Below are 14,531 nucleotides of genomic sequence, written 5' to 3' on the forward strand. Positions count from 1 at the left end.
AGGAGCAATCAGCCCGTGAAGGTAGTCCAGTGCCCGCTCACGCGGCTCGGACCTGCCGAAACGGTGGGCGAAGCGGGCATGCAGCCCGGCTATCCCCTCCGACCACGACTCGACCTGCTCAACCGTCAGCTCATCAGCACACAGTCACACCAACGAGAACCAACACCATCCGTCACGCCAGATGCGGTTGCAGCATTAGACATCATCTCATTTGGCGAGTCTGCGGTAGCAGATGAGGGTGCAGGCGATGCTGGCGAAGGCAAGGAAGTGGTCGGCCTTGCGCTCGTAGCGGCGGTGGAGTCGGCGGCAGCCGGCCAGCCACGACATGGTCCGCTCGATGGTCCAGCGGTGGCGTCCCAGGCGGGTGGAACTCTCGATTCCTCTGCGGGCGATGCGGTGGGTGATGCCGCGGCCGCGTAACCATCGCCGCAGGTGGTCGTAGTCGTAGCCCTTGTCGGCATGCAGCTTTCCGGGCCGTCGACGCCGGGGGCCGCGGCGCGAGCGGATGGGCGGGATACCCCACACCAGGGGCTCGAGCGCCTGGCTGTCGTGCAGGTTCGCCCCCGAGATCCCGACGGACAGGGGCAGACCGGTCCGCTCCGTGATCAAGTGGATCTTCGAGCCGTACTTGCCCCAGTCCACAGGATTCGGACCCGTCAGGTCCCCCTTTTCAACGCCCTCATGTTCACCGAGTCGATCGCACACCGCGACCAGTCCAACTCCCCACGGGAGCCGAGCTCGTCCAGGACCAGGCGGTGCAGCTTCGCCCACACCCGGGCCCTGCTCCACTCGGCAAACCGCCGATGGGCCGTCGCCCCCGACGGCCCGAAGGACACCGACGGCAACTGCTGCCAGGTACAGCCGGACGTCGCCACGAACACGATCGCGGCCAGCACCTCGCGGTCTCCGTGCCGACGCCGCCCGCCACCTTGAGGGCGCATCGGCGCCTCCGGCACCACCCGCTGGAACAACTCCCACAACTCATCCGGCACCAGCCGCTCAACAATCCCCACCACAACCAGCAGTCTACCGAAACAGCCAAATGAGATGACGTCTAAGGGCGCCGTTGAACTCCCGCGGCTACACCGCCACAGGGGACACGCCCCTCACACTCCACGCTGAAGCCCCACCAGATGACTGGCGGGGCTTCAGACGTTGTCGTCACTCCTTGCGGGAGATACTCCACGTCAGCGCTTCACCTGATCTAACGGTTACCCACGCTGCGGGGAACTCCAGGAGGATGCCGCAGATCTCACCCACGGAATTGCGAATATCCGAGGTTGAGATGATTCTGTCGAGCCCAGGGCTTCCGATCTGATCTAGCTTCTCGAAAGCCCACGACTCGGCGGGCCAGCACCAGGCGGGCAGCACCGGCCATCGGCCTTCGGAGATCTGCAGAGTCCAGTCCGTACCGCAAGACAGGAGAATGGAAGGACCTGCGTCTGGCAGGAATTCCACAGCCTCGACCGATGTGACATCGTCGGCCTCATCCGCGAGATACTTGATGCCAACCGCAGCCCGCACCCGCTGTCCGGCCCGAAGGTTAGAAACGTTTCTTTCGGTCATTTTCTACACCCTCATGAATAGGGAGTGGCTTTCTCGAACCAGCCGTTTGGCTTATCCATGGGGAACATAGTGACGAACGTACCGCCCCCCTTCGTCACTAGGAGATCTTTTCCTTTACGGTAGAAGAAGTAATCATCTCCGCCGCCGCTCGCCGGGTTCCATGCGCCTCGCCGCACCTCGTTATACGAAGCGCGAACGTCTGCGATTTTGTCACGGAACCACACACGGGCAGAAGTATCACCGGGGTTGAGACCGTAGTCCTGAGCATGCTTTCCCCACTTCTTCCCGAACTGCCCCTCAATGATGGACAGCCCGGGACCACCACAGTCACCACTGTTGTGGACAAGCACTGGCTTCTTGCCCGCCAGTACATAGTACGTGTGCATACCTGCAACAGTGAGGTTGTACGTCCTGGCGTTATTGGTGAAGGGACGGTTGTTCTTGATGCTGACCGTGCTTCCGTCGACGGTCCTGAGCGTCATGCCCGGGCGAAGGTAGGCTGCCTCGACCCATGCTTTCTGGGAGGGAGACCAGAAGGGGTGCTCGTTTGTAGCCGTGAGATGTTGATCACCGCTGGGGGTGACGATTGTGAGGTCGTCGAAGTCCTTGTCATGTTCTGTGACGATGAGGTCGGTTACGGTGCGCCGACCGGTCTCGCCACTGAACGGATCGGTGGCTATCACCGAATCCCCAACCTTTACCGACTCAATATTCTTGGTCGAGTTATCACCCATGAGCACCTGAGTGCCGGCGAGGAAGCACTTGAAGCACTTTTTTAGTTTACCTATTCGAGTCCCCTTCGAGATTTCCTCGACAGTATCGAGGCCCTTCTTTGCTGCCTTGAACCTCCCGGTAGGGAGGATGTTCATGGTGATGGCGAGGAGGCATTTTCCTGCCGATGGGTCCTCGACGCATGCATCGATGACTTCATCTACGCCAGTGACCGCCAAGGCGATTGCGGTCACTCTGGGGGCGATTTCGACCATGATGAGGTCGACGCCGCCGTTGGCGAGGCCACCGCTGATACAGGCGACGTCACCTCGGTCGCTGAAGGGATTGAAGTAGCACTGCTTCTTCGCCTTTTGCTTTTCCTGTTGCTTGCGGGCCTCCTCGGCCTTACGGCGTGCCTCGGCTTCCTCGGCCTCGCGCTTCTTCCGGACCCCCTCCCATGCCTGCTTGGCGAGAGTGTCGGCTTCCTTGGCGCTCTTTCCAGCGGCGTGCGCGGATTCACGTGCTTCGTCGGCGGCGTCGTTAGCGAACTCGGCCGAGTTGCGGGCGTAGTTGGCTGAGAACTCTGCTTGGGCTGCGGACTCTTCGGCTGCTGCGGCGTCGCGGTCGGCGGTGTCGGCGGCGTTGCGTGCGGTGGTGGCGGACTTGGCTGCCTCGGCAGCGCTCTTTTCGGCGCTGGTGGCTGCCTTGTCGGCATCGGCCTTGTACTGTTCCGCGAGTTTGGCGTTGTTCTTGGCCTCGGTCGCCGCCTGGTCGGCCTCGGTGGATGCCTTCTTGGCCTTGGCGGCGGCTTCGGCTGCGATCCACTTGTTCTGCTGGGCCTTGGCCGCGACGCGGGCGGTCTGGGCGAGTAGCACCTGGACGCGCGCGATGTGGGTGTCGGCGAGCTTGTCCTTGCGGTCGGCCATGTACTGGCCGACCTGGACGAAGTTGTGCAGTTGGTCGGCGGGTCCCGCAAGTGCGATCTTGGCTGCGGCCTTGACCTCGGGGCCACGGTCATTGACCAGTTGCGAGGCGATGACTGACTCGTCGGAGTTGCGTGCCACGTACTGGCCGCTGTTGAGGAACGCGACCAGTGCCTTGCCGCTGCCGTCGGCGAGGGCGGCCTTGGACGCCTCCTTTACACCGGGCCCGCCGTCGTGGTTGATCTGGGAGACGCGGACGCTGTAGTCGTCGGCGCCCACCTTGTACTGGCCCGTGGTGTAGAAGTCGCGGATCTGCGCATCGGTGCCCTTGAGCGCATCGGCCGCGCCGGTGCGCACGCGCGCGAAGGGGCTTTGGGTACTGAGTTGACGGACCTGTTCTCGAGTCTCGTCCTGCTCTGCCTTCTTCCAGCCGGTACGCAGGTAGTCCAGGACGTCATCGTCCGTACCGCCCAGGGCGCGGGCGGCAGCTTCCTGCATCCAGGGACCGCGCAGCTTCATCGCCTGCATGGCCAACTGGCGCCCCTTGGGGGCAATTGTCTTGGCGTCGGCGTCGGGCTTGGACGCCTCGGTGGCCAGCGAAGCCGCCGTGGTGTCCAGGGACCGTGCCTCGGCCATGTTGGCCGCAACGGAATGGGTGAGAGCGGCGGTCTGTGTCGTGTTGGACTTGGCGCGTTCGATGGCGGCGGAGGTGCGGGTGGCGAGGTCTTCCTTTTCGGTTTCCCGGGCGACCTCGTACACCTTTTCTGCGGTCTGCTTGGCCTTGTCGGCCTCTGCTGCAGCCGCGGCGGCAGCCTTCGCGTGTTTGTCGGCCTCGTCGGCTGCGTTCTTCGCTTCGCCGGCGTGCTTGGCGGCTTCTTCGGCCGCAGCGGCCGCCTTCCCTGCGTGCTTGGCAGCCTCGTTGGCGGCGTCGCGTGCGTCGAAGGCTGCGTTGGCGGCCTTGCGGGCCAGGGCGTCGGCGGCGTTGGCTGCGCGCCTGGCCTCGTTGGCGTGCCGACGGGTTTCGATGGCTGCTGCCTTGGCCTCGCCGGAGTGGATTCCTGCGGCTTCGGCGTGGCGGTTGGCCCTGTCGGCAGCGTCGGCGGCGGCGTCGGCGTTGTCGGTGGCGCTCAGAGCCTTCTTGACTGCCACGGAGGCGGCCAGAGACGCCTTGCCTGCCTGATTGGCGGCGGCAACCGAATCCTTCGCGATCCGCTCCGCCTCGCGGGCCTTCGCAGCTTGCGCCTTGGCATTCTCGGCACTGTCGGCGTCGTTGCTCGCTGCGATGGCGGCGTTGTAGGCGTCGTTGGCAGCGTTGGCCGCAGCGGCTGCCGCAGCGGCAGTCTGTGCAGCGGCCAGCGCGGCGATGCGTGCGGACCGGTTGGCGGCGTTGGCCGCGCCGATGGCCCGCTGGGCCGCATTGGCGGCGGCCCGGGCCGCGTCCGCGGCCTCCTTGGCCTTGACTGCCGCCCACTTGGAGTTCTTCCTCGCCGCCTCGGTTTCCTTTGCCGCCCGGTCGGCGGCATCCTTACGAGTTGGTGCGTGATAGCGGGTGAGGAGTGCTGGTCCGTTGGAGGACCGCTGGTTCAGGCTTGAGCGGTGCGGTCGGAGACGAGGCCGGCGATGGCGCGGTAGGTGTCGGCCAGGCGGTCGCGGCGATGGGTCCAGCGCGTCAGTTGCTTCCAGCGTTTGTGATCGGCGAGGGCGTGTTCGACGGTGATGCGGTCGGAGGAGTGCCCGTGGCGGTCGCGTTCCCACTGTTCGACTCTGCCGGGCAGTGCTCCCGGGCGGGGTTTTCTGGGCGGTGTGATCGCTTGCCCGCGGTGGTCGCGGCTCAGGCCGAGGTAGCCGTCATCCAGGAGGACCTCAACGTCGGGGAAGTGCTGGAAGCAGACGGCGATGCCTTCATTGCGGGCGGCCGTGGCGTCGTGCATACGTCCAGGCCGCAGGGCATCGGTCCACAACGTGCGGCCCCGCCAGTCGGCGATCACGGTGGCTTTCATCGTGTTCTGCTTCTTCTTACCCGAGACGAACGCACGACGTCCGCCACGGTTGGCCGGCGGCCTGCGGACCTGGATCTCGGTGGCGTCCAGCCGCAGCTCGATGCCTTCGGCCTGGGCGTAGGCGAACACGTCCGTCAGCGTCCGAAGACGCAGGCCAGGACGGTCGGGAACCGCGCACCCCCGCTTGGCAAGAAGCGTGCGTATCTCTGCGATCGCGCGGGTGATGGTGGAGCGGTCAACGCCGAACAGCAGGCCCAGCACCGAATGTGGCAGGTCGTGCCGCAGATGGATCAGCGTGGCCACCAGTCGGTCGACGAACACCAGCTGGTGGCGGGCGCCGGCACCCGCGGCCCGCTTCCGGGCTCCTCCTCGCGCAGCATGGCGTCGGCCCTCGAGTCCGGCCTGCCACGGCACGGCCAACTCCTCGGCCAGGCAAGCGAGATGCTGCCGAGAGGTCCCCGTGAACAGTCGATGCGCCAGCACCATCCGATTGACCGTGATCACCACACCCGGATCATGCCACCCGCCAGGCCCGACGCCTCACCCGCTATCACGCACCAACTCGTTAGAAGTCATCTCATTTGGATGGCCCGATAGGCTGTCGGTCATGGTGGGGATCGTTGAGCGGTTGGCGCCGGACGAGTTGTGGGAGTTGTTCCAGCGCGTGGTGCCGGAGGCGCCGTCGCGGCCGCAGGGTGGTGGGCGACGCCGGCACGGCGACCGGGAAGTGCTGGCAGCGATCGTGTTCGTGGCCACGTCGGGATGTACGTGGCAGCAGTTGCCCTCCGCGTCGTTCGGGCCATCCGGAGCTACGGCTCATCGGCGCTTTTCCGAGTGGACCAAGGCCAGGGTGTGGGCCAAGCTCCATCGCCTGGTTCTCGACGAGCTCGGCTCTCGTGGTGAGCTGGACTGGTCCCGCTGCGCGATCGACTCGGTGAACATGCGGGCCCTCAAAAAGGGGACCTGACGGGCCCGAATCCTGTGGACCGGGGCAAATACGGTTCGAAGATCCACTTGATCACCGAACGGACAGGTCTGCCCCTGTCCGTCGGAATCTCAGGCGCAAACCTGCACGACAGCCAGGCTCTGATCCCCCCTGGTCAAAGGCATACCGCCGATCCGATCCCGCCGAGGACCCCGACGACGCAGGCCAGGCAAGCTGCACGGTGACAAGGGCTACGACTACTCCCATCTGCGTCGATGGTTACGCAAGCGCGGCATCACCCACCGCATCGCCCGCAAGGGCGTCGAGACCTCCCAGCGACTGGGCCGGCACCGCTGGACCATCGAACGCACCATGTCCTGGCTCGCCGGCTGCCGCCGCCTCCACCGAGGGGCGCAGTATCACTGCTCATGTCACTGCCACTGGTCAAACGGCGGACTACATCCGTGAGCTGGCGGCTCTTACCGGGCGGACGCCCGAGGCGGTCGCGGTTCAGTGTGCGGCTGGGCAGGTGGCGGTCCCGGGGACTTCGCTTGCGGATGATCCGGATGTTCCCGATTGGCCTGCGTTGTTTGATGGGCCGGCCGACCTGTCCGAGCGCGTTCACGAGTACGTGCAGGGGATGGGCCAGTGACCGCGGCGCCCGCCTTTGCCGTCGCCGATACTTTGGTGCTGCTGGCCGTGTTCAATCCGAAAGACCGCAATCACCATGCTGCACGGGAGGTACTGGGTCAGCCCCGCACCTTGGTGATTTCCCCGTTGTGCATGGCCGAGCTGGACTACCTCCTTACCCGGCAGGCCGGCGAGCACGCCGCCATCGGCGCAGTACGGCATATCGCCGCACTCGTTCGTCTCGGCCGGGCCCTTGTTGCGGACGTGGATGGTGACCTGCTCGCCGAAGCTGAGCGACTGATGACCACCTACCAAGGCCATGCGCTTGGACTGGCGGACACCATAAATGCTGCGCCGGCGTGGCGCCTGCGCCGTCCGCTCATTCTGACGTTCGATCACCACTACTCCGACGTGATCGCGCCGCGTCGTGCGGGTGAGCGGCGCCTTGAGGTGGCACCTTCGCGGGGTTGATGTGCTCGGTTGGACCTCTGAGCGGTGGTTCTATCGGTGACGCCAGTAGTGGTGGGCCTGGTTAACGTCCAGCCGCGCTCGCCGAGGCGGTCGCCACCCGGGTCGACGATCGGCCATTGAGCGCGGACCTGGTGGAACTCGACTCCACCACGCTGGCTGCCCAACGCGGCCAGGTGGCTGCGGTGACGTTCATCGACGAACGTCACCGTGACGACGACCTCGCGTTCGCGACCCGCACCGCAGCCACGGCGCCCAACCTCACGCACCATACGGTCCCCCGCGCCGCGAACACTGTGTACTACGCGGGCCTGGACATCCTTGGACACCTTCTGGTGACGGGCGGCCCGAACGTTTACGTCACCGCCTGCATCAAGTGGACCGTCCTCGACACGGTGATCTGGGAGGAGAACGCTGTGATCGGGGTGCTGTAGAGACAGTACGCCTCAACCCGTAATCCCGGCGCCTGGAGAAATGAGAAAGCGTGCCCCCTGCCCATGACGGCTGGGGCACGCTGCAACGTTCAGGCTGCTAAAGGCTTGTCCCGTGTGCGACACGAAGTCGCTGCGCTTCTAGTGAAAGTACACAGAGAGGTAGGTGAACTTCCCGGCCTGTGGCCAACGGCCGGTCCTCAGCCTCGGGTGCGTCCGTGGTAACGCGGGGGTGCTGAGCCGAGGTGGTCAAGTCCAAGAGCCTGGTGAGCCATCGCTGGGCAACAGACGAGGAGGAAGTCCGAGCGGGCGAACGAGAGTGAACCCTCGTAGCAAAGGGCCGTTAAAGTCATGCCGCGACAATGGCAAGCATTCGGCGGTTAGCAAGTCCTCGCGCTAGAAAGCGCGACACGGCGTCACCCTCGGTCGGGAAGGGGGCGTAGGCCACCGTGGGAGTCGGCTCATAGAGGGCGCCCTACCCGGACGCAACTAGACGCAGTGGAACGTGGAAACCCCGTATGGGTCCGGTGTAGTCGACCGGTAGGCCGGAGGCAACGAGGGCTGAATCCCCGTGCGGGACAGGATGATCCAAGAAGCGAATGCCGCTTGGGCGAAAGCCCAGGGGAAAGATCGGCAGCACGGGCTCTCTCGCCCGCCGACCATAACCCGGCGGATACCGGCCTCATGGCTGGGTCCAAAAGGGCGCCGACGTGGATCAGGTAGGCCATGTAGGGAAGATGGACACGAGCTTGTGCTGAGGCGCAAGTTAGACAGAGGGGGGAACGACGAAGTGAATGCAGCGGCGCATCTGATGAACGGACCCGAGGGCGACGCCGAATTCTGGGCCAGCAGCGACTGGCGCGCGGAAGAGGAGTCTGTAAAGCGACTGCGCCAGCGGATCTACAGGGCCGCACGGAATGGAAACCTGAAGCAGGTGCGCAACCTGCAAAAGCTCATGCTGCGATCCAGGGCAAACGCCGTGACAAGTGTGCGCCGGGTGACACAGCAGAGCACCGGAAAGAAGACGGCGGGAATTGACGGGGTCGTTGCGCTGGCCCCGGAGGATCGAGGGCGTCTGGCACGGCAGGTCTTGGCCGAGCCGGAGATCTCCCCGAAGCCCGTCAAGCGTGTGTACATCCCGAAGGCCAATGGCAAGACCCGGCCGCTCAGAATCCCTGTCATTCGGGATCGCGTTAACCAGGCCAGGGTGAAGAACGCCCTGGAGCCGGAATGGGAATCGCGGTTCGAAGGGCGGAGTTACGGGTTCCGACCCGGTCGGGGCTGCCACGATGCGATAGCCACGATCTTTGTGGTGTCGTCGCAGAAGAAGGCCAAACGCCTCTGGGTCCTGGACGCCGATCTGTCAGCGGCGTTCGACCGGATCAGTCACAGTCATCTCATGGACGCCATCGGCCAGTTCCCAGGCCGGCGGCAGATCAAGGGCTGGCTGCAGGCAGGAGTCATGGAGCGGGGCACTTACGCGCACACGGCCGAGGGCACCCCGCAAGGCGGTGTCATCAGCCCACTGCTGCTGAACGTGGCCCTGCACGGGATGGGGGAAGCGATAGGCGCGAACCTCTCCGGAGGAAGGCGCAAGGACTCCCCGGCTCTTGTTCGGTACGCCGATGACTTCGTGGTTCTCTGCACCACGGAAGAGGAGGCGTGGGGGATGAAGGCCGAACTGGCAAAATGGTTGGAGCCGAGGGGCTTGTCCTTCAACGAGGACAAGACGAAGGTCGTGCATCTCAGGGACGGCTTCGACTTCCTCGGCTTCAACGTCCGCCGGTATGACGGCAAGATGCTCATCAAGCCGAGCAAGGATGCAGTGCAGCGCGCCAAGAGGAAGATCAAGGACTCCATCCGCCGACACAACGGCGCACCGGCCGAGAGGCTGGTGGGTGACCTGGGCCCCTTCATCCGGGGATGGTCGACCTACTACCGGCACGTTGTCTCGACAAAAACCTTCAGCAAGCTGGACAACTTCACGTACCAGGCCCTATGGCGATGGGCCTGCAAGGGGCACACCACCAAGACAGGGGTATGGCTCAGGCAAAGGTACTGGGGTCAATTCCATAAGGGACGCGCGGACCGGTGGGTCTTCGTATCCGCCGAGCGGTATTTGCCGAAGTTCGCGTGGACCGGAATCGTCCGGCACGTGCTCGTGACGGGAACACACTCCCGGGACGATGCCGAGCTGGAAAGCTACTGGAGGGAACGGGCCCGGAAACGGATGCCGCAGACTGAATCCAAGAGGATTCTGTCTCTTGCGGCTCGCCAGAAGGGACTGTGCACCAGATGCGGGCAGGACCTGATCGAGGGCGCGGGGTACGACCCCGACGACGTCAACGACTGGGCGAGGTGGTTCACGGCCAAGTACCGCGCCATCCACGTGCACCACCTCACCTACCACAGCAAGGGCGGAACAGACGACCCGAGCAACCTGGTGGTCATTCACACGCAATGCCACCGGCAACTTCACGCCGGTGACCGGAAAAGGGAACCATAGCCAACCGGCCAGAGGCCCGCTTGAGCCGTATGCGGAGAAACTCGCACGTACGGTGTGCGCCGTGAGGCGCTTCGTTGTATCCCCGACTCAATCGGGAGGAACTTGGAGGAATGTTTCTGGGTCACCTGACTTACCTAAGGGCTGTCCCGCAATGACGTGGCAGCGATGGTGCGAGCCGTTGATCGGGTAGGCGGGTGAGGGGCCAGGCGCTGGCCGCTTACCCTCGTGTAGTGGAGAAGTCCTGGGAGTCGCCGAATAGCACCGATGCCCTGGTGAGTGCGTTTCCGTCCCGGCTTGCTGGTGACGTCCGGAGTGTTCTGGCAGTCGTACCGGACGGCAGGCTCTCATCGGCGGACCCGTTGAATGTCGAGGTGTGGGGTGAGACTGTCACCATCCCCTATCGGATCTACCACGATGAGCCGAACGCTGACGTGGTGCGTTCACTGCCCGGGATCCAGCAGGTGATCTTGCACTGCCTGTACTCCCGGCACTGCGATGGCAGGGCCCGTCAGCGTCACCTCGAACAGATCGTGAGGCTTGACGAGGCATGGGTGGTCCCGTTCGTCGTGCAGCTGGCCGGCGAGTACGTGGTGGAGATCCTTGAGGCGATCTACCGAGGGCTGCCCGGACTCGGTGTCCCGGACTCGGTCCAGCGCGGACTCTATGGGGAGTTCATCGCTCGGAATCCTGCGTTTTTCGCCAGCACGGAACGACGTGTGGTGAGCTACTGGTCCTGCTACTACCGCTGGAAATACCCGGAGTTCGGCACGTATCCGGGAAGCTCGCTGGCGGAAGCGTTTCGGGCCGCCGCCTCGGAACGGGCGGGCGCACCATGGCCCCGCCACACACCGGCCCCACTGGTGAACACAGACGGACAGACGACCTGAGCCCTCCACCGTCTATCCGGTGAGGGCCAGGTTGTGCAGGCGGGCGATGCCGAGCATCGCGTGATGGACGCCAGCGCCTTTGAGCCGGCAGTCGCGCAGAATCTTCCAGCCCTTCATACGGGCGAAGGCGTGCTCGACCCGGGCGCGCACCTGCTTGTGGGACTTGTTGTGGGCTTCCTTCCACGCGGGCAGTTCCTCGCCCTTGCGGCGGCGGTGGGGCATCACGAGTCCGGTTCCGGGGTAGCCGCCGTCGGCGATCGTCAGGGTCCTGCCCACGGCAGCCTTCGCGCCGGACTCAGCCCACGCCTTGCAGTCGTTGCGGTTGCCTGGCAAGGGTCGGCCGACCACGACGATCATGTGGGTGTCGGCGTCGGTGACGACCTGGTGGTTGGTGGAGTATCGATAGTTCTTCGACTGCTCGGCCACCGTGTGGTCACGGGTGGGTACCAGGGTGCCGTCCACAATGAGCACGGCGTCCTTCGCGAAGCGGAGCCGGGGCTGCAATGCGAGGAGCGGACCGAGCTGATCGATGATCCGGTCAGCTGCGGACTTCGAGATCCCGAACAGTAGGGCCAGCTGGCGCATCGTCAAGTTCGTGCGCCAATAGGTCGTGACCAGCAGCACCCGATCTTCCAGCGACAGACTCCAGGGCCGGCCCCGGCGCACCCCGTCGCCGCCCTCGCGGCGCAGCGCCGTCACCAACTTGCGGAAGCAGCGCGGACTCAGGCCCGTGAACGGGCCTATCCAGGACGGCTCCGACGCCGTGATCACACCAGCCACATCAAGAACATCTCATTCGTGGCCAGCCGTTACGGGACAACCCTTAGGACTGCCGACTTGGTCGGACAAACTCGTGGCCGAAGTAGTTCGCATGCTTCTTGAGGCGTACTACGACGTCCAGTTCTCCGACCACTCCCACGGATTCCGTCCCGGCCGGGGCTGTCACACCGCGCTGAGCGAGGTGGAACGGTACTGGACGGGAACCCATTGGTTTGTTGAGGGCGATATCTCCGACTGCTTCGGCAGCCTTGACCATAGCGTCATGCTGTCGATCCTCTCGGAGAAGGTCCACGACGGCCGATTCCTCCGGCTGATCGGGCACATGCTCAAGGCTGGATACCTGGAGGACTGGCGCTGGAATGCGACACTCAGCGGTGCTCCGCAGGGTGGCGTGGCCAGCCCGATCCTGTCGAACATCTACCTTGACCGGCTCGACCAGTTCGTTGAACAGTCGCTGCTGCCCGAATACAACCGCGGCCGGCGTCGACAGCCGAACCCGGAATACCGAAAGCTGGAGCACTGGATCCAAGGGGCAAGACGGCGCGGTTGTCGGAAATCGGTGCGCGAGCTTGAGCCTCGCCGCCGAGCCTTGCCGAGCCAAGACCCCAACGATCCGGACTACCGGCGGCTTCGGTACGTCCGCTATGCCGACGACTGGCTGCTGGGATTCGCCGGGCCCAGGCACGAAGCAGAGGAGATCAAGTCGAAGATCCGGACGTTCCTGCGAGAAGAACTCAAGCTGGAACTCTCCGAACCCAAGACGCTGATCACACACCCCACCAGCCAGGCGGCGCGCTTCCTCGGCTACGACATCAAGTCCCAATACGCCAACGACAAGATCACCGGCAACCGACGGGCAGTCAACGGCTCCATTGGGTTGTTCGTACCCAGACAGGCGATCAGGCAGCGATGCGCGCTCTACATGAGTAAGGGAAAACCGGCGCTAAGAGGCTCGGTGATGCGTGACGATGACTTCACTATCGTTGCGAAGTATCAGTCTGAGTTTCAAGGTGTCATCCAGTACTACCTCCTGGCCCAGGACGTCTTTCGCCTGGGCAAGCTCCGGTGGGTCATGGAGACTTCGATGCTGAAGACCCTGGCAGGGAAACACCGCAGCACGGTCACGAAGACGGCTCGAAAGTACAAGAGACTGATCGAGACGCCAGACGGTCCGCGCACCTGTTTCCAGGTCACGGTTGAACGCGATCGAGGGAGGAAACCGCTGGTCGCCCGCTTCGGCGGGATCCCACTCAAACGACAGCGCCCTGCGACCCTCACCGACCTCAAACCCGTGATGGCCAGCAGCAAACGCAACGAGCTGATCCATCGGCTCCTTGCGGGATGTTGTGAAATGTGCGAATCCCGGACGCAGTTGGAAGTGCACCACGTTCGGAAACTCGCGGATCTCAACCGGCCAGGGCGGCGAGAGAAACCGGCATGGGTTCGTCTTATGGCCATGCGACGGCGGAAAACCTTGGTGATCTGCCGCCGCTGTCACGAAGGCATCCACGCCGGACGGCCCACCGCGCCCAAACGGGCGTGATCACTGGAGAGCGGAATGCGGGGAAACTCGCCCGTTCCGTTCGGGAAGGGGCCGTCGGAAAAGGACCTCAGCCTGAGGCACCTCGTCGGCGGCCTACTTCACTCTGAGGGGGGCCCGGCGCAGTAATGCGCCGGGCCTACCCGACAACCGCTGGTCAGCCGTGGGGGTAGGGTCCGAAACTTCGCGGCCGCTGCGCTTGTGTTGCCGGTATCGTCCGGTCTCCCGACCAGCCGCACCGGCGGCCAGCGCAGTGCAGAGAGCGATTCCCATGACCAGCCAGCAAGCAACGACGACCCTGTGGCGCCCCACCGGCCCCAAGGAGCTGGACCTGGTTCGAGAGCTGAACTGGCGTGCCTGGCCACCCCGGCTGCCCGAGCAGCCCTTCTACCCGGTCCTCAATGAGGTGCACTGTCGACGGGGCGATATTGAGTCTCGCAGCGAGCTGACCGGCCCTTCCCGCAGACGTAGTCGCAGGCTGACGTACCTCTTCGTCATGGTCTTGGGTGTCTTGGCCGGAGAGCTCCGCGGTCGTGAGGATCGGTCCTGCATGGACTCGCCTGCGAGGTAGCGATCGACCCAGCGCTTCACGGTCGGCCAGGACACCTGGAAGCGGGCCGCGACTTCGCTGATTGGCCAGCCGTCGTCAGCGACGGGTCGAGCGACTTTCAGCCGGTGGCGCGGGGTGAGGGCCGCGTTCGAATGCGACATTTCTGAGCTCCTAGACAGGCTGAAAGGCCGGCCATGGTGTGTGGCCGGCCCTTCAGCTTGGAGATATGCGGGGAGGGATAGTGCAGGTCAGTCGACCGGGGAGACTCGGATGAGGTTGCCGTCAGGGTCCGTAATCACGAACGTGCGGCCGAAGACAGCATCATGCGGCTCCTGCACAACGTGGACCCCCTTCGAGGCCCACCTCGTGAAGATCTCGTCAATCGCCTGCGATGGCCCCGGCACCATGAGTCCGATCTCTGTCGTACGAGGGAGGCTCGGGACCGCGTGCTCGCTGTAGCCCGTCCACAGTGCGAACAGGACACCGGGGGCAGCTTCGAAGGCTACGTAGTGGGGACTGGTGAAGGTCGGTTCGATCTCGAACAGGTCGCTGTAGAAGGCGGTGGCGGCCTCGGCGTCGCGGACGCCGATCAGGAACAGGTTCGGTGCGGGCAT

General features: G+C 64.5%; 10 protein-coding genes and 3 pseudogenes. 6 read left to right on the top strand and 7 right to left on the bottom strand.

Annotation, left to right across the window (positions count from 1 at the left end; all coding sequences use genetic code 11):
• Positions 1-207: 207 nt before the first annotated feature.
• The 4 genes from K2224_RS14570 to K2224_RS14595 form a co-directional block, all read right to left on the bottom strand.
• Positions 208-1,007 (bottom strand): IS5 family transposase gene (locus K2224_RS14570; protein WP_221909706.1). Its coding sequence is split into 2 segments (ribosomal slippage): positions 208-668 and positions 668-1,007, totalling 801 coding nucleotides; the frame shifts between segments, so codons are not numbered across the junction.
• A 154-nt stretch (positions 1,008-1,161) separates the two neighbouring features.
• Positions 1,162-1,566, bottom strand: coding sequence for a hypothetical protein (locus K2224_RS14575; protein ID WP_221906962.1), 405 nt, complete (start codon positions 1,564-1,566; stop codon positions 1,162-1,164).
• An 11-nt stretch (positions 1,567-1,577) separates the two neighbouring features.
• Positions 1,578-3,836 carry a polymorphic toxin-type HINT domain-containing protein gene (locus K2224_RS14580; protein WP_313904798.1) on the bottom strand — a complete coding sequence of 753 codons (2,259 nt, stop codon included), beginning with the start codon at positions 3,834-3,836 and terminating at the stop codon, positions 1,578-1,580.
• Between the two features lie 947 nt (positions 3,837-4,783).
• Positions 4,784-5,686 carry a transposase family protein gene (locus K2224_RS14595; protein ID WP_221909709.1) on the bottom strand — a complete coding sequence of 301 codons (903 nt, stop codon included), beginning with the start codon at positions 5,684-5,686 and terminating at the stop codon, positions 4,784-4,786.
• Between the two features lie 121 nt (positions 5,687-5,807).
• Between K2224_RS14595 and K2224_RS14600 the strand changes: the two are divergent.
• The 5 genes and pseudogenes from K2224_RS14600 to K2224_RS14620 form a co-directional block, all read left to right on the top strand.
• Positions 5,808-6,533: pseudogene (locus K2224_RS14600) on the top strand (IS5 family transposase); the annotation flags it as partial.
• A 240-nt stretch (positions 6,534-6,773) separates the two neighbouring features.
• The gene (locus K2224_RS14605; RefSeq protein WP_221906963.1) at positions 6,774-7,226 is read left to right on the top strand and encodes a type II toxin-antitoxin system VapC family toxin; all 453 of its coding nucleotides are present in this window, start codon (positions 6,774-6,776) and stop codon (positions 7,224-7,226) included.
• Positions 7,227-7,342: 116 nt separating this feature from the next.
• Positions 7,343-7,657, top strand: coding sequence for a hypothetical protein (locus tag K2224_RS14610; protein WP_221906964.1), 315 nt, complete (start codon positions 7,343-7,345; stop codon positions 7,655-7,657).
• A 787-nt stretch (positions 7,658-8,444) separates the two neighbouring features.
• Positions 8,445-10,160, top strand: coding sequence for a group II intron reverse transcriptase/maturase (ltrA, locus tag K2224_RS14615; RefSeq protein WP_260692635.1), 1,716 nt, complete (start codon positions 8,445-8,447; stop codon positions 10,158-10,160).
• Positions 10,161-10,390: 230 nt separating this feature from the next.
• Positions 10,391-11,047, top strand: a complete 657-nt coding sequence (locus K2224_RS14620; protein WP_221906929.1) for a hypothetical protein — start codon at positions 10,391-10,393, stop codon at positions 11,045-11,047.
• A 12-nt stretch (positions 11,048-11,059) separates the two neighbouring features.
• Here the strand turns inward: K2224_RS14620 and K2224_RS14625 are convergent, their stop codons facing one another.
• Positions 11,060-11,827: a transposase gene (locus K2224_RS14625; protein WP_221906928.1), complete on the bottom strand. Its 768-nt coding sequence runs from the start codon at positions 11,825-11,827 to the stop codon at positions 11,060-11,062.
• Positions 11,828-11,864: 37 nt separating this feature from the next.
• Here K2224_RS14625 and K2224_RS14630 point away from each other — a divergent pair.
• Positions 11,865-13,370, top strand: a pseudogene (locus K2224_RS14630) (reverse transcriptase domain-containing protein); the annotation flags it as partial.
• 397 nt (positions 13,371-13,767) lie between these two features.
• Here the strand turns inward: K2224_RS14630 and K2224_RS14635 are convergent.
• Together K2224_RS14635 and K2224_RS14640 are read right to left on the bottom strand one after the other, a co-directional pair.
• Positions 13,768-14,078, bottom strand: a pseudogene (locus K2224_RS14635) (helix-turn-helix domain-containing protein); the annotation flags it as partial.
• 87 nt (positions 14,079-14,165) lie between these two features.
• Complete coding sequence (locus tag K2224_RS14640; protein ID WP_046929261.1) at positions 14,166-14,531, bottom strand: VOC family protein; 366 nt, start codon at positions 14,529-14,531, stop codon at positions 14,166-14,168.

It is taken from the genome of Streptomyces sp. BHT-5-2 (assembly GCF_019774615.1).
Taxonomy (GTDB): Bacteria; Actinomycetota; Actinomycetes; order Streptomycetales; family Streptomycetaceae; genus Streptomyces.

Excerpts from the sequence above, each read along its gene's own strand:
- K2224_RS14575 (WP_221906962.1), bottom strand. The coding sequence starts at position 1,566 with ATGACCGAAAGAAACGTTTCTAACCTTCGGGCCGGACAGCGGGTGCGG.
- K2224_RS14580 (WP_313904798.1), bottom strand. The coding sequence starts at position 3,836 with ATGGCCGAGGCACGGTCCCTGGACACCACGGCGGCTTCGCTGGCCACC.
- K2224_RS14595 (WP_221909709.1), bottom strand. The coding sequence starts at position 5,686 with ATGGTGCTGGCGCATCGACTGTTCACGGGGACCTCTCGGCAGCATCTC.
- K2224_RS14640 (WP_046929261.1), bottom strand. The coding sequence starts at position 14,531 with ATGCCCGCACCGAACCTGTTCCTGATCGGCGTCCGCGACGCCGAGGCC.